The sequence below is a fragment of the Nocardioides exalbidus genome (assembly GCF_900105585.1).
Classification (GTDB): domain Bacteria; phylum Actinomycetota; class Actinomycetes; order Propionibacteriales; family Nocardioidaceae; genus Nocardioides; species Nocardioides exalbidus.
The window spans coordinates 3,696,245-3,713,712 of sequence record NZ_FNRT01000002.1; the positions used below are offsets into that span (position 1 = coordinate 3,696,245).

General features: G+C 71.3%; 18 protein-coding genes. 14 read left to right on the forward strand and 4 right to left on the reverse strand.

All coding sequences use genetic code 11. From position 1 onward, the window contains the following. The first annotated feature begins 2 nt into the window (after window positions 1-2). On the forward strand, window positions 3-1,031 hold the full coding sequence (locus BLV76_RS18015) for an ABC transporter ATP-binding protein (protein ID WP_090970841.1): 1,029 nt from the start codon (window positions 3-5) through the stop codon (window positions 1,029-1,031). Beyond that, window positions 1,028-2,164, forward strand: a complete 1,137-nt coding sequence (locus BLV76_RS18020) for an ABC transporter ATP-binding protein (RefSeq protein ID WP_090970843.1) — start codon at window positions 1,028-1,030, stop codon at window positions 2,162-2,164. Before BLV76_RS18015 ends, BLV76_RS18020 begins: the two co-directional genes overlap by 4 nt. Here BLV76_RS18020 and BLV76_RS18025 read toward each other — a convergent pair. Beyond that, on the reverse strand, window positions 2,149-3,084 hold the full coding sequence (locus tag BLV76_RS18025; protein WP_090970845.1) for a RecB family exonuclease: 936 nt from the start codon (window positions 3,082-3,084) through the stop codon (window positions 2,149-2,151). The two genes, BLV76_RS18020 and BLV76_RS18025, sit on opposite strands and share 16 nt — an antisense overlap. Window positions 3,085-3,143: 59 nt before the next feature. Between BLV76_RS18025 and BLV76_RS18030 the strand changes: the two genes are divergently transcribed. From BLV76_RS18030 to BLV76_RS18045, 4 genes are all read left to right on the forward strand, one after another. Then, window positions 3,144-4,313: a site-2 protease family protein gene (locus tag BLV76_RS18030; protein ID WP_090970848.1), complete on the forward strand. Its 1,170-nt coding sequence runs from the start codon at window positions 3,144-3,146 to the stop codon at window positions 4,311-4,313. Window positions 4,314-4,347: 34 nt separating this feature from the next. After that, a complete protein-coding gene (locus tag BLV76_RS18035; RefSeq protein ID WP_090970849.1) occupies window positions 4,348-5,328 on the forward strand; it encodes a tRNA (adenine-N1)-methyltransferase in 981 nt (326 codons plus the stop codon). Window positions 5,329-5,441: 113 nt separating this feature from the next. Next, window positions 5,442-7,187: a proteasome ATPase gene (arc, locus tag BLV76_RS18040; RefSeq protein WP_090970851.1), complete on the forward strand. Its 1,746-nt coding sequence runs from the start codon at window positions 5,442-5,444 to the stop codon at window positions 7,185-7,187. Window positions 7,188-7,217: 30 nt separating this feature from the next. Next, a complete protein-coding gene (locus tag BLV76_RS18045; protein WP_090970853.1) occupies window positions 7,218-7,565 on the forward strand; it encodes a hypothetical protein in 348 nt (115 codons plus the stop codon). 156 nt (window positions 7,566-7,721) lie between these two features. On the opposite strand, the gene BLV76_RS18050 is transcribed toward BLV76_RS18045, so the two are convergent. Next, window positions 7,722-8,345: a class I SAM-dependent methyltransferase gene (locus tag BLV76_RS18050; protein ID WP_090970855.1), complete on the reverse strand. Its 624-nt coding sequence runs from the start codon at window positions 8,343-8,345 to the stop codon at window positions 7,722-7,724. A 3-nt stretch (window positions 8,346-8,348) separates the two neighbouring features. Between BLV76_RS18050 and dop the strand changes: the two genes are divergently transcribed. From dop to prcA, 4 genes are all read left to right on the forward strand, one after another. Continuing rightward, entirely contained in the window at window positions 8,349-9,869 is a 1,521-nt protein-coding gene (gene dop / locus BLV76_RS18055; protein WP_090970857.1) for a depupylase/deamidase Dop, read from the forward strand. A gap of 77 nt (window positions 9,870-9,946) precedes the next feature. After that, entirely contained in the window at window positions 9,947-10,144 is a 198-nt protein-coding gene (locus BLV76_RS18060; protein ID WP_090970859.1) for a ubiquitin-like protein Pup, read from the forward strand. Continuing rightward, complete coding sequence (gene prcB, locus BLV76_RS18065; RefSeq protein ID WP_245734742.1) at window positions 10,141-10,971, forward strand: proteasome subunit beta; 831 nt, start codon at window positions 10,141-10,143, stop codon at window positions 10,969-10,971. The genes BLV76_RS18060 and prcB overlap by 4 nt, the downstream gene beginning before the upstream one ends. Before the next feature lie 111 nt (window positions 10,972-11,082). Continuing rightward, entirely contained in the window at window positions 11,083-11,982 is a 900-nt protein-coding gene (prcA, locus tag BLV76_RS18070; RefSeq protein ID WP_090970861.1) for a proteasome subunit alpha, read from the forward strand. A 13-nt stretch (window positions 11,983-11,995) separates the two neighbouring features. On the opposite strand, the gene BLV76_RS18075 is transcribed toward prcA, so the two are convergent. Both BLV76_RS18075 and BLV76_RS18080 read right to left on the reverse strand, forming a co-directional pair. Next, a complete protein-coding gene (locus tag BLV76_RS18075; protein ID WP_090970863.1) occupies window positions 11,996-12,406 on the reverse strand; it encodes a hypothetical protein in 411 nt (136 codons plus the stop codon). Window positions 12,407-12,416: 10 nt separating this feature from the next. Then, on the reverse strand, window positions 12,417-12,905 hold the full coding sequence (locus tag BLV76_RS18080; RefSeq protein WP_090970865.1) for a hypothetical protein: 489 nt from the start codon (window positions 12,903-12,905) through the stop codon (window positions 12,417-12,419). 79 nt (window positions 12,906-12,984) lie between these two features. On the opposite strand from BLV76_RS18080, the gene pafA reads away from it, so the two are divergent. The 4 genes from pafA (at window position 12,985) to BLV76_RS18100 (ending at window position 17,426) form a co-directional block, all read left to right on the forward strand. Beyond that, window positions 12,985-14,346: a Pup--protein ligase gene (pafA, locus tag BLV76_RS18085; protein ID WP_090970867.1), complete on the forward strand. Its 1,362-nt coding sequence runs from the start codon at window positions 12,985-12,987 to the stop codon at window positions 14,344-14,346. Window positions 14,347-14,448: 102 nt separating this feature from the next. Beyond that, a complete protein-coding gene (locus BLV76_RS18090) occupies window positions 14,449-15,408 on the forward strand; it encodes an FKBP-type peptidyl-prolyl cis-trans isomerase (RefSeq protein ID WP_175539731.1) in 960 nt (319 codons plus the stop codon). Between the two features lie 63 nt (window positions 15,409-15,471). After that, a complete protein-coding gene (locus tag BLV76_RS18095; RefSeq protein ID WP_245734743.1) occupies window positions 15,472-16,440 on the forward strand; it encodes a helix-turn-helix transcriptional regulator in 969 nt (322 codons plus the stop codon). Continuing rightward, window positions 16,437-17,426: a helix-turn-helix transcriptional regulator gene (locus tag BLV76_RS18100; protein ID WP_090970873.1), complete on the forward strand. Its 990-nt coding sequence runs from the start codon at window positions 16,437-16,439 to the stop codon at window positions 17,424-17,426. Before BLV76_RS18095 ends, BLV76_RS18100 begins: the two co-directional genes overlap by 4 nt. The last annotated feature ends 42 nt before the right edge of the window (window positions 17,427-17,468 follow it).

A 17,468-nucleotide genomic window follows, 5' to 3' on the forward strand; every position in this document is an offset into this window, starting at 1 on the left:
CGATGACCCCACCTGAGGCCCAGGCACAGACCGTCCGCCACCCGAGGGGCTCGTCCGAGCCGCTGCTGTCCGTGCGCGACCTGCGCGTCACCTTCGCCCGCCACGGCGAGGAACCGTTCACCGCCGTCGACGGGGTCAGCTTCGACGTACGACCGGGGCAGACCGTCGGCCTCGTCGGTGAGTCGGGCTGCGGCAAGTCGGTCACGTCGCTCGCGATCATGGGCCTGCTCCCCGGTCGGGGCAACACCGTCGAGGGGTCCGCGATCTTCGACGGCCAGGACCTGCTGAGCCTGTCTCCGTCGGCGATGCGTGACCGGCGAGGTGCCGAGATCGCGATGATCTTCCAGGACCCGCTCTCGTCGCTGAACCCCGTCGTGACGATCGGGCGGCAGGTCACCGAGGTGATGGAGCGCCACCAGGGCCTCAGCCGCAAGGAGGCGACCCCCAGGGCGCGCGACCTGCTCGAGCGGGTCGGCATCCCCGACCCGAAGGCGCGGCTGGTCAACTACCCCCACCAGCTCAGCGGCGGGATGCGCCAGCGTGCCCTGATCGCGATGGCGCTGGCCTGCAACCCGCGCCTGCTGATCGCCGACGAGCCGACCACCGCGCTCGACGTGACGATCCAGGCGCAGATCCTCGCGCTGCTCAAGGAGCTGGTCGTCGACACCGGCACGGCCCTGGTGATGATCACCCACGACCTGGGTGTCGTCGCCGGCCTCTGCGACGAGGTCAACGTCCTCTACGGCGGCAAGGTCGTCGAGCGGGGCGGGCGCCACGGCCTGTTCCGCCGGCCGCGGCACCCCTACACGGTCGGCCTGCTCAACTCGATCCCGCGGCTCGACGCGCCGCTGGGGGAGAAGCTGAGCCCGGTGCCCGGGTCGGTCGCCGACAATCTCCCGTGGACCTCTGCCTGCGCCTTCGCACCTCGCTGCACGCAGGTCGTCGACGCCTGCACCAGCCACATGCCCGAGTGGGACGGCGACCAGGTCGTCGGCCACCGCTGCTTCAACCCGATGGGAGGCGACCGATGACCGCGGAGGCGACGGAGGAGCCCGGCTCCGACGTGCTCGTCGAGGTCCGCGACCTCGAGGTGCACTTCCCGATCAAGAGCGGGATCGTCTTCGACCGCACGGTCGGCCACGTCCGCGCGGTCGACGGCGTCGACCTCAGCATCCGCCGCGGCGAGACCTACGGGCTCGTGGGGGAGTCCGGCTGTGGCAAGTCGACCCTCGGGAAGGCGATCCTCAACCTCGAGCCACCGACTGCCGGGTCCGTCGTCTTCGACGGCACCGACATCGCCTCGCTCAAGGGCGAGGAGCTGCGGCGAGAGCGGAAGCGTTTCCAGATGGTCTTCCAGGATCCCCTCTCCAGCCTCGACCCGCGCCAGACCGTGGAGTCGCTGCTGGTCGAGGGGCTGCGTGCGCACGGCCTCGACACCGACAAGGCCGCCACCCGCACCCGGCTGCGCGAGCTGATGACGGCCGTGGGCCTGCCGGTGGCAGCGCTCAGCAAGTACCCCCACGAGTTCTCGGGCGGCCAGCGACAGCGCGTCGGCATCGCCCGCGCGCTCTCGGTCGACCCCGACCTCATCGTCGCCGACGAGCCGGTGAGCGCGCTCGACGTCTCCATCCAGGCCCAGGTGATCAACCTGCTCCAGGACCTCCAGGACGACCTGGGACTGACCTACCTCGTGGTCGCCCACGACCTCGCCGTCGTCCGCCACATCAGCGACCGGATCGGCGTGATGTACCTCGGCGGCCTCGTCGAGGAGTCCGCAGCGCGTGAGCTGTACGACGTCCCGCTGCACCCCTACACGCGGGCGCTGATGTCGGCGGTGCCCGTGCCCGACCCCGTGGTCGAGGACGCCCGCGAGCAGATCCTGCTCACCGGCGACCTGCCGTCGCCGGCCAACCCGCCGACCGGGTGCCGCTTCCACACCAGGTGCCCGTGGAAGCAGGACACGCTCTGCGACACCGAACGCCCGCAGCTGCGGGTCGTCGAGGTGGACGGCGCCTCGGCCGGCCACCGGGTGGCGTGCCACTTCGCCGAGCAGGTCGCCTCGGGCGAGATCCAGCCCCACACGGTCGACCCCGTGCTGGTGACCGAGGGCTTCGGTGGCCCGGACGGCCCGACCCCTCCGCCGGAGGCCTACGTCGGCGTCTGAGCGGTCGCGCCCGGCTCGAGGACGGGGAGCGGGAGCAGCGTCCCGCCCTTGGCCGGGCAGTGCTGGTGGTAGGAGCACCAGTCGCACAACCGGGACGGGCTGGGACGCCAGTCTCCCGTCTCCCGGGCGAGCTCGATGGCCCGCCAGATCGCCTCGACCTTGCGCTCGGTCGCGCGGAGGTCGTCCTCGTCGGGGGAGTAGCGCAGGATCTCGCCGTTGCCGAGGTAGATCAGCTGGAGCACCGACGGCACGATGCCGCGCAGCCGCCACATCACCAGCGCGTAGAACTTCATCTGGAAGAGGGCCTTGGCCTCGTAGCCCTCGCCAGGCGACCGGCCACTCTTGTAATCCACCACTCTGATGCGTCCGTCGGGCGCGACGTCGACCCGGTCGATGAAGCCGCGCAGGAGCAGCTTGGAGTCGAGGAGCGCCTCGACGTAGAGCTCGCGCTCCGCGGGCTCGAGGCGCTGCGGGTCCTCGAGGTCGAAGTAGCGCACGAGCACCGTCCGGCACGACGTCAGCCAGGTGGCGACCTCGGGGCCCTCGTCGCCGAACATCGCGGCCAGCCCGGGCTCGGCCTCGAGGATCGCCTCCCAGGCGGGCTCGAGCATGTCGGAGGCGCGCTCCGGCGTGCGATCGGCGGCGGGGAGGTCGAAGAGGTCCTCCAGCACCTTGTGCACGACCGTGCCGCGGACCGCGTCGGGTGACGGCTCCTCCGGCAGCCGGTCGATCGTGCGGTAGCGGTACATCAGGGGGCACGACATGAAGTCGCCCGCGCGGCTCGGCGACAGGGCGCCCAGCACGTCGACGCCGTCCACCGGTGTCGAGATCCGCTCGGCCGGTGAGCCCGAGGACGCCGACGGCGGGGCAGGCGCAGAGGGAGGGGCGGAGGGAGGGGTGGACGGGGCGGGGATCGACATGACGCGGCAACCCTAGGTGAGCCGTACGACAGCGCTCGGCCATTGGCTAGGGTCGTGTCGTGTCCGATCCCTCCGATCCAGCCCCTGCCGCAGGGTCGTCCCGTCGTGCGCCCCGACCGCCGGGATCCTTCAGGATCGGATCGATCGCCGGCATCGACGTGCTCATCACGAGCTCGTGGTTCCTCGTCGCGCTCCTGATCTCGGTGGCGTTCGCACCGCGCATCGAGCAGGTGGAGCCCGGCCTCGGTGTCTGGAAGTACGTCGCCGGCTTCGTCTTCGCGGTGATCCTCTACCTGTCCGTCCTGCTCCACGAGGCCTCGCACGCCGTCGTCGCCCAGCGCCTGGGCTACGGCGTCACCTCGATCACCCTCCACTTCCTCGGCGGGATGACCGAGATCGACGGCACGTCGCGCAAGCCCCGCCACGAGTTCTGGATCGCGGTGGTCGGGCCGCTCACGTCGGTCGCGGTCGGACTGGTGGCGGTCGGGCTGTGGTTCGTCGTGCCCGACGGCCTCCTGCAGGTCGCGGTGGAGGGCCTGGCCGGTGCCAACCTGGTCATCGGCGTGCTCAACCTCGTGCCCGGCCTGCCGCTCGACGGCGGACGGGTGCTGAAGGCCATCGTCTGGGGCGCCTCGGGCAACCAGCACCGCGGCACGATCGTCGCCGGCTGGGGCGGTCGCCTCACCGCCCTGGCGCTGCTCGCGTGGCCGCTCGTCCAGCAGCAGGTCACCGGGGTCTCGCCGACGATCCTCGACCTCGTCCTGGTGTTCATCCTCGGCCTGTTCCTCTGGACCGGTGCGACCGCCGCGATGGCCCACGCCCGGATCCGGCAGCGCCTCCCCGCCCTCGTCGCGCGCCCGCTGGCGCGTCGTACGCTCACCGTCCCCGAGGACCTGCCGCTGGCCGAGGCCGTGCGACGCGCCCAGGAGGCGCAGGCCGGCAGCATCGTCACCGTGGCGGCCGACGGCACCCCTGTCGGCATCGTCAGCGAGGCCGCGGTCACCGCGATGCCCGCCGAGCGACGCCCGTGGGTGGCGGTCTCGACCGTGACCCGGGCGATGGAGGACGGCCTGACGCTCCCGGCCGCCGTCGCCGGCGAGGACCTCATCCTCGCCATCAGCAAGCGCCCGGCCGAGGAGTACCTCCTGGTCGAGGACGACGGCCGGATCTACGGCGTGCTGTCCACCGCCGACGTCGACCGCGCCTTCCGCGAGAACGCCCGCGGCTGAGTGATTTCGGCTCCGGACTACTAGGGTTCCGGCCATGTCCGAGCCCTCCACCGATGACCGCGCCGACGTCCCAGCCGAGGCCTGGTCCGGCGTCCACCGCGGGCCGCTACGCGTCGGCGAGTGGGTCCGGCTCGTCGACAACAAGGGCCGCAAGCACAACTTCGAGCTCGTGGCCGGCAAGCGGTTCTTCTCCAACAAGGGCCACCTCGACCACGACGACATGATCGGGCGCGAGGAGGGCTTCACGCTCGTGTCGTCCGCCGGCGGCCAGTACCTCGTCTTCCGCCCGCTCCTCAACGAGTTCGTCGTGTCGATGCCGCGCGGCGCCGCCGTCGTCTACCCCAAGGACGCCGCGCAGATCGTCGCGCTCGCCGACATCTATCCCGGCGCTCGCGTCGTCGAGGCCGGCGCCGGGTCGGGCGCCCTCACCTGCTCGCTGCTGCGGGCGGTCGGCCCGTGGGGCCGCGTCACGTCGTTCGAGCTGCGCGAGGAGTTCGCCGACGTCGCCCGCCGCAACGTCCACCAGTTCTTCTCCGCCCCCGAGGGCGCCACGCACCCCGCGTGGGACCTGCAGCTCGGGGACCTCAAGGAGGGCCTGCCGGCGCTCGGCACCCAGGTCGACCGGGTGATCCTCGACATGCTCGACCCGTGGAACTGCGTCGACGCCGTTGCGGACGCGCTCGTGCCGGGCGGCATCGTCTGCGCGTACGTCGCCACGACCACGCAGCTGTCCCGCGTCGTCGAGACGCTGAGGACCCACGGCGGCTTCACCGAGCCCCAGCCGTGGGAGTCGCTGGTCCGCGACTGGCACGTCGAGGGACTCGCGGTGCGTCCCGGACACAAGATGATCGGCCACACCGCCTTCCTCGTCACGGCCCGCCGGATGGCGCCCGGCGAGGCGCCGCCGCGCCGGACCCGGCGACCCGCGCCGGGGGCCTACGGACCGGACTACACCGGCCCGCGCCCCGCCGACGTACCCACGCTCGAGTCGGTCCAGCCCGACGACGGGTCCTGAGCCGTGGCGACGGTCACTGGTGTGAGCCGTCGTTGCACAACAGTGACCAACACGGCGAGATATCCACTTCCGTCCCTGTGGTTCATGGGTAGTGTCGAAACAGGAGGTGCGAGATGACTGAGCCGACCCGTGAGCAACTTGCCACTCAGGTGCGCTACCTGGAGGCCGAGGTCTCCGACCTGCGCCGCCGCCTGGACGACGCCCCCGGAGCCCCGAGCGGCCTCGAGGGCCGCCTCGCCGACGCACAGCGTTCCCTGGCCGCGGTCTCGAGCCAGAACGAGCGGCTCGCCCAGACGCTGCGCGACGCGCGCGACCAGATCACCACGCTCAAGGAGGAGGTCGACCGGCTCGCCCAGCCGCCGGCCGGCTTCGGCACCTTCCTCGCCCGCAACGACGACGGCTCGGTCGACGTCTTCACCGGTGGCCGCAAGCTCCGGGTGAGCGTCAGCCCCGCTGTCGAGCTCGACGGCCTCGTGCGCGGCCAGGAGGTCATGCTCAACGAGGCCCTCAACGTCGTCGCCGCGCTCGACTTCGAGCAGGTCGGCGAGGTCGTGATGCTCAAGGAGATCCTCGCCGATGGCGAGCGCGCGCTCGTGATCGCCAACGCCGACGAGGAGCGCGTCGTGCGCCTCGCCGAGCCGCTGCGCGCCGAGGACGTGACGATCCGCGCCGGTGACTCGCTGCTGCTCGACACGCGGGCCGGCTACGTCTACGAGGTCGTGCCGAAGTCCGAGGTCGAGGAGCTCGTGCTCGAGGAGGTGCCCGACATCGACTACACGCAGATCGGCGGGCTCACCACCCAAATCGACGCCATCCGCGACGCCGTCGAGCTGCCCTACCTCCACCCCGAGCTCTTCAAGGACCACGAGCTCAAGCCGCCGAAGGGCGTGCTCCTCTACGGCCCGCCCGGTTGCGGCAAGACGCTGATCGCCAAGGCGGTCGCCAACTCGCTGGCCAAGAAGGTCGCCGAGCGCACCGGCGCGTCGGGGAAGTCCTACTTCCTCAACATCAAGGGCCCCGAGCTGCTCAACAAGTACGTCGGCGAGACCGAGCGCCACATCCGCTTGGTCTTCCAGCGGGCGCGCGAGAAGGCCTCGCTGGGCACGCCGGTCATCGTGTTCTTCGACGAGATGGACTCCCTGTTCCGCACCCGCGGGTCGGGCGTCTCCTCCGACGTCGAGAACACGATCGTGCCGCAGCTCCTCAGCGAGATCGACGGTGTCGAGCTGCTGGAGAACGTGCTGGTCATCGGCGCCTCGAACCGCGAGGACATGATCGACCCGGCCATCCTGCGACCCGGCCGCCTCGACGTGAAGATCAAGATCGAGCGCCCCGACGCCGAGTCGGCGCGCGACATCTTCTCGAAGTACCTCACCCCGACCCTGCCCCTGCACGCCGACGACCTGGCCGAGTTCGGCCACGACCGCCGGGCGACGGTGGACGCGATGATCCGGGCGACGGTCGAGCGGATGTACACCGAGACCGACGAGAACCGCTTCCTGGAGGTCACCTACGCCAACGGTGACAAGGAGGTCCTCTACTTCAAGGACTTCAACTCCGGCGCGATGATCCAGAACATCGTCGACCGGGCCAAGAAGATGGCGATCAAGGACTTCCTCGACAGCGACCTCAACCCCGCGCAGCGCGGCCTCCGGGTCCAGCACATGCTCCAGGCGTGCGTCGACGAGTTCAAGGAGAACGAGGACCTCCCCAACACCACGAACCCGGACGACTGGGCGCGGATCTCGGGCAAGAAGGGTGAGCGCATCGTCTTCATCCGCACCCTGATCACCGGCAAGCAGGGCACCGAGCCCGGCCGCTCGATCGACACGGTCGCCAACACGGGCCAGTACCTCTAGCCCGCGCCAGCACACACCCGGGGAGGGCTCATGGTTCCCGAGGAGGACCTCGGCCACGGCGACATCGAGGCCGCCCTGGCGACCCGCCGCGAGCTCGGCGCCCGCTACGACGCCGAGCTCGTCGACGGCTTCGCCGAGCGGATCGAGCGGGCCGTCGAGCGACGGGTCGCCGACCAGCTCGAGGTGCAGCAGCGCCACTCGGCCGCGATCGCGGGCGCCGGCGGGCGCCAGCTGGCGCTGGGGATCATCTCCCTGATCGCCTTCATCCCGATCAGCATCGCGCTGGGCGTCAACGGCCAGTTCCTCGCCCTGCTCGTCACCATCGCGGGCATCGTGGGCGTGAACGTCGCGCACGCGTGGCAGTCCAGGCGCCCCTGAGCCCCGAACACCCCTCGGGAGGGGTTGCGCCACGGCGGGACAGGTCTAGGTTGAGCAGATGAGACTCCTGCTGATCATCGTCGTCGTCGTGGTCGTCGTCTTCCTGGTGATGGGGTTCATGCGCCGCGGGCGCTGAGCCCGGCCGGTCACCACCGTTCAGGTCGCGACCAACCGGGTGCCGAACACCCACGGTCGCGAGACCGCAGGACCGGGTAGGTACTCCTGCTGCAGGTCCTCGACCTCCCAGCCTGCCTCCACCACCAGCGCCGGCACGTCCCGCGTGAGGTGGCAGCCCCCGGCGACGGCGCGCTGCAGCGGCTCCAGCCTGCGCTGCCATCGGCGTACGGCCTCGTCGGGCGCCAGTCCGTGCTCCAGGACGTGCAGCCGACCGCCGTCGACGACGACGCGTCTCGCCTCGCGCAGCGCGAGCAGCGGGTCGGGGATCGTGCAGAGGCTGAAGGTGATGAGCGCGCTGTCGTGCGAGTCGTCCGGGAGGTCGAGCCGCTGCCCGTCGAGGCCGGCGCGCTCGATCGGCAGGTGGGTCCTGGCCCGCCGTCGCCCCGACATCTCCCAGCCCAGGTCGGACGGCTCGATCGCCGTCACCGCGGTGACCTCGGGCGGATACCAGCGGATGTTGAGGCCGCCGCCGAAGCCGACCTCGAGCACCCGGCCGGTGAGCCCGGCGCACGTCACCTCGCGCATCTCGCCGACCTCCTCGCCCTTGAGGCTGAGGTCGACCAGACGGGGAACGACACGCTCGTCCCACACCCGTAGGCTCATGGCATGAGCGTACGACGGGTGATGGGCACGGAGGTCGAGTACGGCATCTCGGTGCAGGGGCAGCCGTCGGCCAACCCCATGGTCGCCTCGTCGCAGATCGTCAACGCCTACGCCAGCTCGACCGCCCGCGCCCGCCGTGCCCGGTGGGACTTCGAGGAGGAGTCGCCGCTGCGCGACGCCCGCGGCTTCGACATGGCGCGGCAGATCGCCGACCCGAGCCAGCTCACCGACGAGGACCTCGGCCTCGCCAACGTCATCCTCACCAACGGCGCCCGGCTCTACGTCGACCACGCGCACCCGGAGTACTCCTCGCCCGAGGTGACCACGCCGCTCGACGTGGTGCGCTGGGAGAAGGCGGGGGAGCAGGTGATGCTCGACGCGTCCCGGATGGCCGCGATGGTCCCGGGCAGCACGCCGATCGTGCTCTACAAGAACAACACCGACAACAAGGGCGCCTCCTACGGCGCCCACGAGAACTACCTGATGCGGCGCTCGACGCAGTTCGCCGAGATCGTCCGCCACCTCACGCCGTTCTTCGTCTCCCGGCAGGTCGTCTGCGGTGCCGGTCGCGTGGGCATCGGCCAGGACGGCCGTAACACCACGCCCGAGCGCGGCTTCCAGATCAGCCAGCGCTCGGACTACTTCGAGGTCGAGGTCGGTCTCGAGACCACGCTCAAGCGGCCGATCATCAACACCCGCGACGAGCCGCACGCCGACCCCGCGATCTACCGCCGGCTCCACGTCATCCTCGGTGACGCGAACCTCGCCGAGATCTCGATCTACCTCAAGTCCGGCACCACCTCGCTCGTCCTGGCGATGATCGAGGACGGCTTCATCGACCGCGACCTCAGTGTCGAGGGAGCCGTGAAGTCGCTGCGCGAGGTCTCGCACGACCCCACGCTCAAGCAGCTGGTCACCCTGCGCGACGGGCGCCGGCTCACCGCCGTGCAGCTGCAGCTGGAGTACCTCGAGCTCGCCCGCAAGTACGTCGAGGACCGCTACGGCGCCGACGCCGACGAGCAGACCGTCGACGTGCTGGCGCGCTGGGAGTCGGTGCTGACCCGCCTCGAGCGCGACCCGATGGAGTGCGCGGCCGAGCTCGACTGGGTCGCCAAGCTCAAGCTGCTGAGCCAGTACCGCGACCGCGACGGGCTCGACTGGGACGACGCGAAGCTGCACCTCATCGACCTGCAGTACGCCGACGTCCGCCCGGACAAGGGGCTCTACCACCGCCTCGCCGGTGCCGGCCGGATCCAGCGCCTGCTCGACGACGCCACCGTCGACGCGGCCATGCACGAGCCGCCGGTCGACACGCGCGCCTACTTCCGCGGTCGCTGCCTCGAGAAGTACGCCGGCGCCGTGGCCGCCGCGTCGTGGGACTCGGTGATCTTCGACCTGCCCGGTCGTGAGTCGCTCCAGCGCGTCCCCACCATCGACCCGCTCCGCGGCACCCGCGCCCACGTCGGAGACCTGATCGACCGCAGCGACACCGCCCAGGCGCTCGTCAGCGCGATCACCCGGTAGCCCGGGGACGCCCGACGCGCCCGTCCGCCCACGGTCAACCTCCTTGTGACGTCGGCGGGAGTGGATAGGGTCGAGGCATGGCCCAGGAGCAGAAGCAACCGCGCAAGTCCTCCCAGGAGGAGACGGCGACCGAGGAGGTCGTGGAGACCGACGTCGCCGAGCGCAAGGAGATGATCGACGAGGACGTCGACGCGATCCTCGACGAGATCGACGAGGTCCTCGAGTCCAACGCCGAGGACTTCGTGAAGTCGTTCATCCAGAAGGGCGGCCAGTGAGCGACTCCCGCCTGCCCACGTCCTTCATGACGCCCGGCACGTCGAGCTTCGCCGACTTCCTGGGCGCCCAGGCGCCTGACCTGCTGCCGTCGCGACGCGCCGTCCCCACGGGAGACGCCGGCGACCTCGCGCCCCACGGCACCACGATCGTCGCCGCGACCTTCGCCGGCGGTGTCGTGATGGCGGGCGACCGGCGCGCGACGATGGGCAACATCATCGCCCAGCGCGACATCCAGAAGGTCTTCCCGGCCGACGAGTTCTCCGTCGTCGGGATCGCCGGCACCGCCGGCCTGGCGGTCGAGATGGTGCGGCTGTTCCAGACCGAGCTCGAGCACTACGAGAAGATCGAGGGCACCACGCTGTCGATCGACGGCAAGGCCAACCGTCTCTCGGCGCTCATCCGGGCCAACCTCGGTCTCGCCATGCAGGGCCTGGCCGTCGTGCCCCTCTTCGCCGGCTACGACCTCGTCGCCGACCAGGGCCGGATCTTCAGCTACGACGTGACCGGCGGCCGCTACGAGGAGACCGCCTTCCACTCGGTCGGCTCCGGCTCCCTCTTCGCGCGTGGCTCGCTCAAGAAGCTCTACCGCGACGACCTCGACGAGGAGGGCGTCGTCACCGCCGTCGTCCAGGCGCTCTACGACGCCGCCGACGACGACTCCGCCACCGGCGGCCCCGACCTCACCCGCCGGATCTTCCCGGTCGTCCACGTGATCACGCCCGACGGCGGCCGGCGGATGCCCGACGCGGAGGTCTCGGCCATCGCGGACCGGATGATCGCCGCCCGGATGCAGCGCCCCGACGGGCCCGCCGCCTCCCTCACCTGACGGATTGGAACACCCCATGCACAGTGCGCGTAGCAGCCTCGTGGCCGAGCGAAGCGAGGCAGTCCGGACGAGCCATGCCCGGGCCTGCTCCTGCGAGGCCGGAGGCGTCGCATGAGCATGCCGTTCTACGTCTCGCCCGAGCAGCTGATGAAGGACCGGGCCGACTTCGCCCGCAAGGGCATCGCCCGCGGTCGGTCGGTCGTCGCCGTCCAGTACGCCGACGGCGTGCTGTTCGTCTCGGAGAACCCGTCGCAGGCGCTGCACAAGGTCAGCGAGATCTACGACCGCATCGCCTTCGCCGCGGTCGGGCGCTACAACGAGTTCGAGAACCTCCGCATCGCGGGCGTACGCCTCGCCGACATGCGCGGCTACGCCTACGACCGCCGCGACGTCACCGGTCGCGGGCTGGCCAACGCCTACGCCCAGACCCTCGGCACGATCTTCTCCTCGGGCGGGGAGAAGCCCTACGAGGTGGAGATCTTCGTCGCCGAGATCGGCGACTCCGCCGCGGACGACCAGCTCTACCGGCTGACCTACGACGGCCAGGTCGCCGACGAGCACGGCTACGCCGTGATGGGCGGTGCCGCCGACGTCGTCGCCGGGCACCTCGCCGAGCACTACGTCGAGGGCGCGAGCCTGGCCGACGCGCTGCGCGTCGCGGTCGCAGCCCTGGGCCACACCGAGTCCGAGGACCGGGTGATCCCGGCCGACGCCCTCGAGGTCGCGGCGCTGGACCGCACCCGCACCCAGCCCCGCAAGTTCCTCCGCCTGCGGGCGTCACGGCTCGAGGAGATCCTCGGCGTCAGGGGCGCCGCCGACCCGGCGGCGGAGGACGGACCGGACGCCAACGGGGGAGTCGGCCAGCACCAGTCAGGTGTCGACGACCCGAACGACCCCACCGACCAGGTCAGCGGTGCGGTCGCCCCGCTGGAGGACCCGGTCACGGGCGAGCCGCCCGTCGCGCCCCCCGTGGCGCCGCCGGTCGCGCCGCCGGAGCCCGGCGACAGCTGACGTCGGCACGGGTTCAGTGCAGGTGGAGCCCCGGCCACTCGGCCGTGGGCTCGGTCGGGATGCCGCCGAGGCGGCGGCGGTAGCGCACGAACGGCGTGAACTCGTCCAGCGCGCCCCACAGCCGCTGGTGGGCCGCCCACGGCAGCGGTCCGGTCGGCACGACGTTGCCGTCGGGGCCGAACTCGTGCCAGGCCGCGCCGAAGCCGATCCACACCGGCGTCCAGGTGCCCGCGTCGTCCCACTCGCCACGGTGCTGCTCGACCAGCCGGCGCCGCACCTGGAACTCCATGCGCGCCCCGTCGATCACGACCGGTGCCGTGCGCACGGGCCACAACCACATGTCCTCGGTCATCACCCGGAGCTCGAGGTCCGCGACGACGCCCGGCTCGACCAGGACGGTCGCGACGAGGTGACGGGCTCTCATGGAGCCACGCTCACCCCACCGGGGCGGACCCGTCAAGATGTCGTCGCCCGGGCGTGGGCTGGGCCTGCTGCTCGGCCCGACGCCTGTCACTGGCACTCATCGCCAGCGAGGCACCCGCAGCCACCACGCCCATCCACAGTCGGGGACGGCGTACGCCCCGCGTCGCGAGCGAGCGCTCGGCCCAGGCGTCAACAGCCTGCCCGCCGCGGCTGATCCCGGCCACGAGCGCACCGAAACCCACCGCCAGCGCCACGGTCGTGGCCGTGCCCGGGCGCACGGGACCGGTCTCCCGAGCTGCCGGCGCGTCGGGGGCGTCGAGCTGGGAGATGCCGATCGCCACGGCGCCCGCACCGAGCGCCCCGAGGCCGCCGTGGAGTGCCCAGCGCGCCGGCCGCGACCAGCGCTGGACCGGGACGTGGGTCGTCACCAGTCCGGTGGCGACCGCCAGGGCGATGTGTGCGGGCCACGAGTCGAGGCGGGACTCCAGAGGGCGATCCATGCCCGCAACCTAGGCAGGAGCGCCAAGTTTCGGCGCGGAGCAGCAACAACTCTGTGGTCCCCGGTCCTAGTGTGGGTCCATGGACCGGCGGATCTTCGGCATCGAGAACGAGTACGGCGTGACGTGCACGTTCAAGGGCCAGCGCCGGCTGAGCCCCGACGAGGTGGCCCGCTACCTGTTCCGCAAGGTGGTCAGCTGGGGCCGGTCGTCCAACGTGTTCCTCCGCAACGGCGCGCGGCTCTACCTCGACGTCGGCAGCCACCCGGAGTACGCGACGCCCGAGTGCGACGACATCGTCGACCTCGTCACCCACGACAAGGCGGGGGAGCGGATCCTCGAGGGCCTGCTGCTCGACGCCGAGGCGCGCCTCCACGAGGAGGGCATCGCCGGCGACATCTACCTCTTCAAGAACAACACCGACTCGGCCGGGAACTCCTACGGCTGCCACGAGAACTACCTCGTCGGACGAGCGGGCGAGTTCAGCCGGCTCGCCGACATCCTGATCCCGTTCCTGGTGACCCGCCAGATCGTCGTCGGCGCGGGCAAGGTCGTCATGACCCCGCGCGGGGCGTCCTACAGCGTGAGCCAGCGCGCGGAGCACATCTGGGAGGGCGTCAGCAGCGCGACCACCCGCAGCCGTCCGATCATCAACACCCGCGACGAGCCGCACGCGGACGCGGAGCGGTTCCGCCGGCTGCACGTGATCGTCGGCGACTCCAACATGAGCGAGACGACCACGATGCTCAAGGTCGCCTCGTGCGACCTGGTGCTGCGGATGATCGAGGAGGGCGTGGTGATGCGCGACCTCACGATGGAGAACCCGATCCGCGCGATCCGCGAGATCAGCCACGACCCCACGGGCCAGCGCAAGGTGCGCCTGGCCAACGGTCGCGAGGCCAGCGCGCTCGAGATCCAGGCGGAGTACCTGTCCAAGGCCCGTGACTTCGTCGACCGCCGGCAGATCTCCACGCCCACCATCGAGCGCGCGCTCGACCTCTGGGAGCGCGGCCTCAAGGCCGTCGAGTCCGACGACCTCGGCCTGGTCGACCGCGAGATCGACTGGGTCATCAAGCTCAAGCTGATCGAGCGCTACCGCGCCAAGCACGGCCTGTCTCTGGGTGACGCGCGCATCGCCCAGCTCGACCTGGCCTACCACGACATCCACCGCGGTCGCGGCCTCTACTACCTGCTGGAGAAGCGCGGTGCGGTCGCCCGCGTCACCAGCGACCTCAAGATCTTCGAGGCCAAGAGCGTCCCCCCGCAGAACACCCGCGCGCGCCTGCGTGGCGAGTTCATCCGCAAGGCGCAGGAGCGCCGACGCGACTTCACCGTCGACTGGGTGCACCTCAAGCTCAACGACCAGGCGCAGCGCACCGTCCTCTGCAAGGACCCCTTCAAGGCCTACGACGAGCGCGTCCAGCGCCTCATCGACGGCATGTGACCCACTCGTGACCGGTCCGTGACCGGTGTCGTCGTCGTCCGCTGGGCAGCGCTGGATATGGTGACCCGGCAAACGCCTGAGTCGATCGATGAGGTAGATCTCGTGTCCCGTGTACGTTCCGCTGCGCTCAGCGGTGTCCTCGCCCTCACCCTGCTCGGCCTCGCCGCGTGCGGCTCGGCGTCCAGTGATGACGAGGCCGGGGGCGCGCCGCTCAGCTCGGTGACGATCACCGGCGACCAGGGCAAGGAGCCCAAGGTCACCTTCGACGGTCGTCTCGACGGCTCCCAGGAGGAGACCGAGGTCCTGGTGGAGGGCGACGGCGAGACCGTGGCCGACGGCGACACGGTGCAGGCGAACTGGTGGATCGGCAACGGCTTCACCGAGAAGGAAGCCCAGAGCACCTACACCAAGGGCGGGGCGACCCAGTCGGTCGAGATCTCCGACGACATCCTGCCGTTCCTGCGCGAGGCCACGATCGGCCACAAGGTCGGCGACCGCGTGGTGCTGCTGACCTCGGCCGAGAAGGCCTACGGCGAGACGGGCAACCCGACGATCGGCATCGGCAACAAGGACTCCGTCCTCGCGATCGTGGACATCATGGGACGCAAGGACACCGTCCCGCCGCTCGACGGCCCCCAGGGCGAGGAGAAGAAGCCCGCGAGCTGGGCACCGACCCTCATCGAGAAGGACGGCGTCATCACGGGCCTCGACTTCACGAACGCCCACGAGCCGAGCGGCAAGCTCATCGCGACGACGCTCGTCAAGGGTGACGGCGCGAAGGTCAAGTCCGGCCAGACCCTCAAGGTCAACTACCTCGGCCAGGTCTACGACGCCAAGGCGCCGTTCGACGAGTCCTACAGCAAGGAGCCGGCCGAGTTCCCGATCGGCGTCGGCCAGGTCATCACCGGCTGGGACGAGCGCCTCGTCGGTCGCACCGTGGGCTCGCGCGTGATCCTCGAGATCCCGCCGGCCGACGGCTACGGCGAGAAGGGCAACGAGAGCGCCGGCATCAAGGGCACCGACACATTGTTCTTCGTCGTCGACATCCTCGCGGCCTCCTGAGTCGCACGAGCCGGCACGGACAGGGGAGGGAGCGGGATGGCGCAGCCACGGGCCGAACGCCTGATGAACCTGCACATCCTGCTGCTCGGCGCCAAGCGATTCATCGGCAAGGACGCCATCCGCGAGGCGGTCTACCCCGAGCACCCTCGCGGTCCGGCCGGTGACGAGGCCTTCGAGCGCGCCTTCGAGCGCGACAAGGACGCCCTGCGCCAGATCGGCGCGGTGATCGAGGTCGGCAGCGCCGACGTCTTCTTCGACGACGAGATCGGCTACCGCATCCCGACCGAGCAGACCTCGCTTCCGGAGATCCGCTTCGAGTCCGACGAGGCCGCCGTGCTCGGCCTCGCCGCCCAGGTCTGGCAGCAGGCCACGCTGGCAAAGGCGACGGGTCGCGCGCTCGCGAAGCTGAAGGGCCAGGGCGTCGAGATCGACCCGTCCCGCCTGGAGGTGGTCGCCCCGGCGATCGCCGCTGACGAGCCCGCCTTCGAGCCCCTGTGGGACGCGATCGGCAAGCGCCGGCAGGTGAGCTTCGCCTACCAGCGGCCGAGCGAGACCGAGCCCAGCGCGCGCCGGCTCCAGCCCTGGGGGCTGGCCCGCTCCTCGGGTCGCTGGTACGTCGTGGGCCTCGACGTCGACCGCGGCGCCGAGCGCGTCTTCCGCCTCTCCCGCATCGTCGGCACCGTGCGCGCCACGGGCAAGTCGGCGGCGTACGACGTCCCGCCGGGCACCGACGTGCGCGCGGTCGCGCGGCGGCTCTCGCCGTCGTTCCCCTCCGTCCGGGCCGAGGTCCGGGTCCGGCAGGGGATGGGCATCGGGCTCCGCCGGCGCGCCGAGTCGGTCACCCCGCTCGAGGAGCCGGCCGGCTGGGACCTGCTGGTCGTCGAGGGTCCGGTGCACGAGCTCTCCGACGAGGTCCTCACCTACGGTTCCGACGCCGTGGTCCAGGGACCGCAGGCGCTGCGGGACGACGTGGTCGCCCGGCTGGAGGCCGTCGCAGGCGCCGAGCCCGCCGGGGGAGGTGCGCAGGCATGACCCAGTCCGCCGACACCGCTCCCGACCAGGTCGCCCGCCTGCTCGCGCTCGTCCCCTACCTCCTGGCCCGTGGCGAGGTGCGGCTCGACGACGCCGCCACCCACTTCGGCACCGACGCCGACCAGATCGAGCGCGACCTGCGCCTGCTGTTCATGACCGGTCTCTCGCCGGGGCTGCCCGGTGACCTGATCGAGGTCGACCTGGAGGCCCTCGAGGGCGACCGGATCATCCGCGTCGACAACGCCGACTACCTCGCCCGGCCGGTGCGGTTCTCGCCCGCCGAGGCCACCGCCCTCGTGGTCGCGCTGCGCACGATGGTGGAGGCCGCGCCCACCGAGGCCCGCGACGTCATCGAGCGCACGCTGGCCAAGCTCGAGGAGGCTGCGGGACAGGACGGCGAGGGCCTGCTGCGCCTCCACGTCACGCCGACGCCGCTCGAGGCCAGTGCGGTGCGACCGACCCTCGAAGCGGCGATCGAGCACGGCCACCAGGTCGAGATCACCTACCACGTGCCCTCGCGCGACCAGGCGTCCCAGCGGGTCGTCGACCCGCGCGGGCTGGCCCGGGTCGAGGAGGTGCTCTACCTCGACGCGTGGTGCCACACCGCCCAGGGCGACCGCGCCTTCCGCGTCGACCGGATCCTGTCCGCGACCGAGCTCGACACGCCCGTGCTCGACCCGGGTGCGCGGGCCCGCGACCTGACCGGTGGCTGGTTCACCGACGCCGAGACGACCACGGTCACGCTGCGCCTCGCGCCGCCGGCGCGCTGGGTGGTCGAGTACTACCCGGTCACCGCCCAGCGACCGGGGCCCGACGACACGGTCGACGTCGACCTCGAGGTGGCCAGCGAGCAGTGGGTGCAGTCGCTCCTGCTGCGGCTCGCCCCGCACGCCACGCTGCTGGCGCCGGCGGCGTACGCCCAGGCATTCACAGAGGCGGCACAGTCAACCCTCAGCCTCTATCAGGCCGACGGCGTAGACTCCTAGCAGTCCACGACGGACCGGACCCCCAACCCCCAGAAAGACGGA

Excerpts from the sequence above, each read along its gene's own strand:
- prcA (WP_090970861.1), top strand. The coding sequence starts at position 11,083 with ATGAGCATGCCGTTCTACGTCTCGCCCGAGCAGCTGATGAAGGACCGG.
- BLV76_RS18095 (WP_245734743.1), top strand. The coding sequence starts at position 15,472 with ATGAACCTGCACATCCTGCTGCTCGGCGCCAAGCGATTCATCGGCAAG.
- dop (WP_090970857.1), top strand. The coding sequence starts at position 8,349 with ATGAGCGTACGACGGGTGATGGGCACGGAGGTCGAGTACGGCATCTCG.
- BLV76_RS18100 (WP_090970873.1), top strand. The coding sequence starts at position 16,437 with ATGACCCAGTCCGCCGACACCGCTCCCGACCAGGTCGCCCGCCTGCTC.
- pafA (WP_090970867.1), top strand. The coding sequence starts at position 12,985 with ATGGACCGGCGGATCTTCGGCATCGAGAACGAGTACGGCGTGACGTGC.
- BLV76_RS18025 (WP_090970845.1), bottom strand. The coding sequence starts at position 3,084 with ATGTCGATCCCCGCCCCGTCCACCCCTCCCTCCGCCCCTCCCTCTGCG.
- arc (WP_090970851.1), top strand. The coding sequence starts at position 5,442 with ATGACTGAGCCGACCCGTGAGCAACTTGCCACTCAGGTGCGCTACCTG.
- BLV76_RS18050 (WP_090970855.1), bottom strand. The coding sequence starts at position 8,345 with ATGAGCCTACGGGTGTGGGACGAGCGTGTCGTTCCCCGTCTGGTCGAC.
- BLV76_RS18075 (WP_090970863.1), bottom strand. The coding sequence starts at position 12,406 with ATGAGAGCCCGTCACCTCGTCGCGACCGTCCTGGTCGAGCCGGGCGTC.
- BLV76_RS18060 (WP_090970859.1), top strand. The coding sequence starts at position 9,947 with ATGGCCCAGGAGCAGAAGCAACCGCGCAAGTCCTCCCAGGAGGAGACG.
- BLV76_RS18035 (WP_090970849.1), top strand. The coding sequence starts at position 4,348 with ATGTCCGAGCCCTCCACCGATGACCGCGCCGACGTCCCAGCCGAGGCC.
- BLV76_RS18045 (WP_090970853.1), top strand. The coding sequence starts at position 7,218 with ATGGTTCCCGAGGAGGACCTCGGCCACGGCGACATCGAGGCCGCCCTG.
- BLV76_RS18015 (WP_090970841.1), top strand. The coding sequence starts at position 3 with ATGACCCCACCTGAGGCCCAGGCACAGACCGTCCGCCACCCGAGGGGC.
- BLV76_RS18020 (WP_090970843.1), top strand. The coding sequence starts at position 1,028 with ATGACCGCGGAGGCGACGGAGGAGCCCGGCTCCGACGTGCTCGTCGAG.
- BLV76_RS18080 (WP_090970865.1), bottom strand. The coding sequence starts at position 12,905 with ATGGATCGCCCTCTGGAGTCCCGCCTCGACTCGTGGCCCGCACACATC.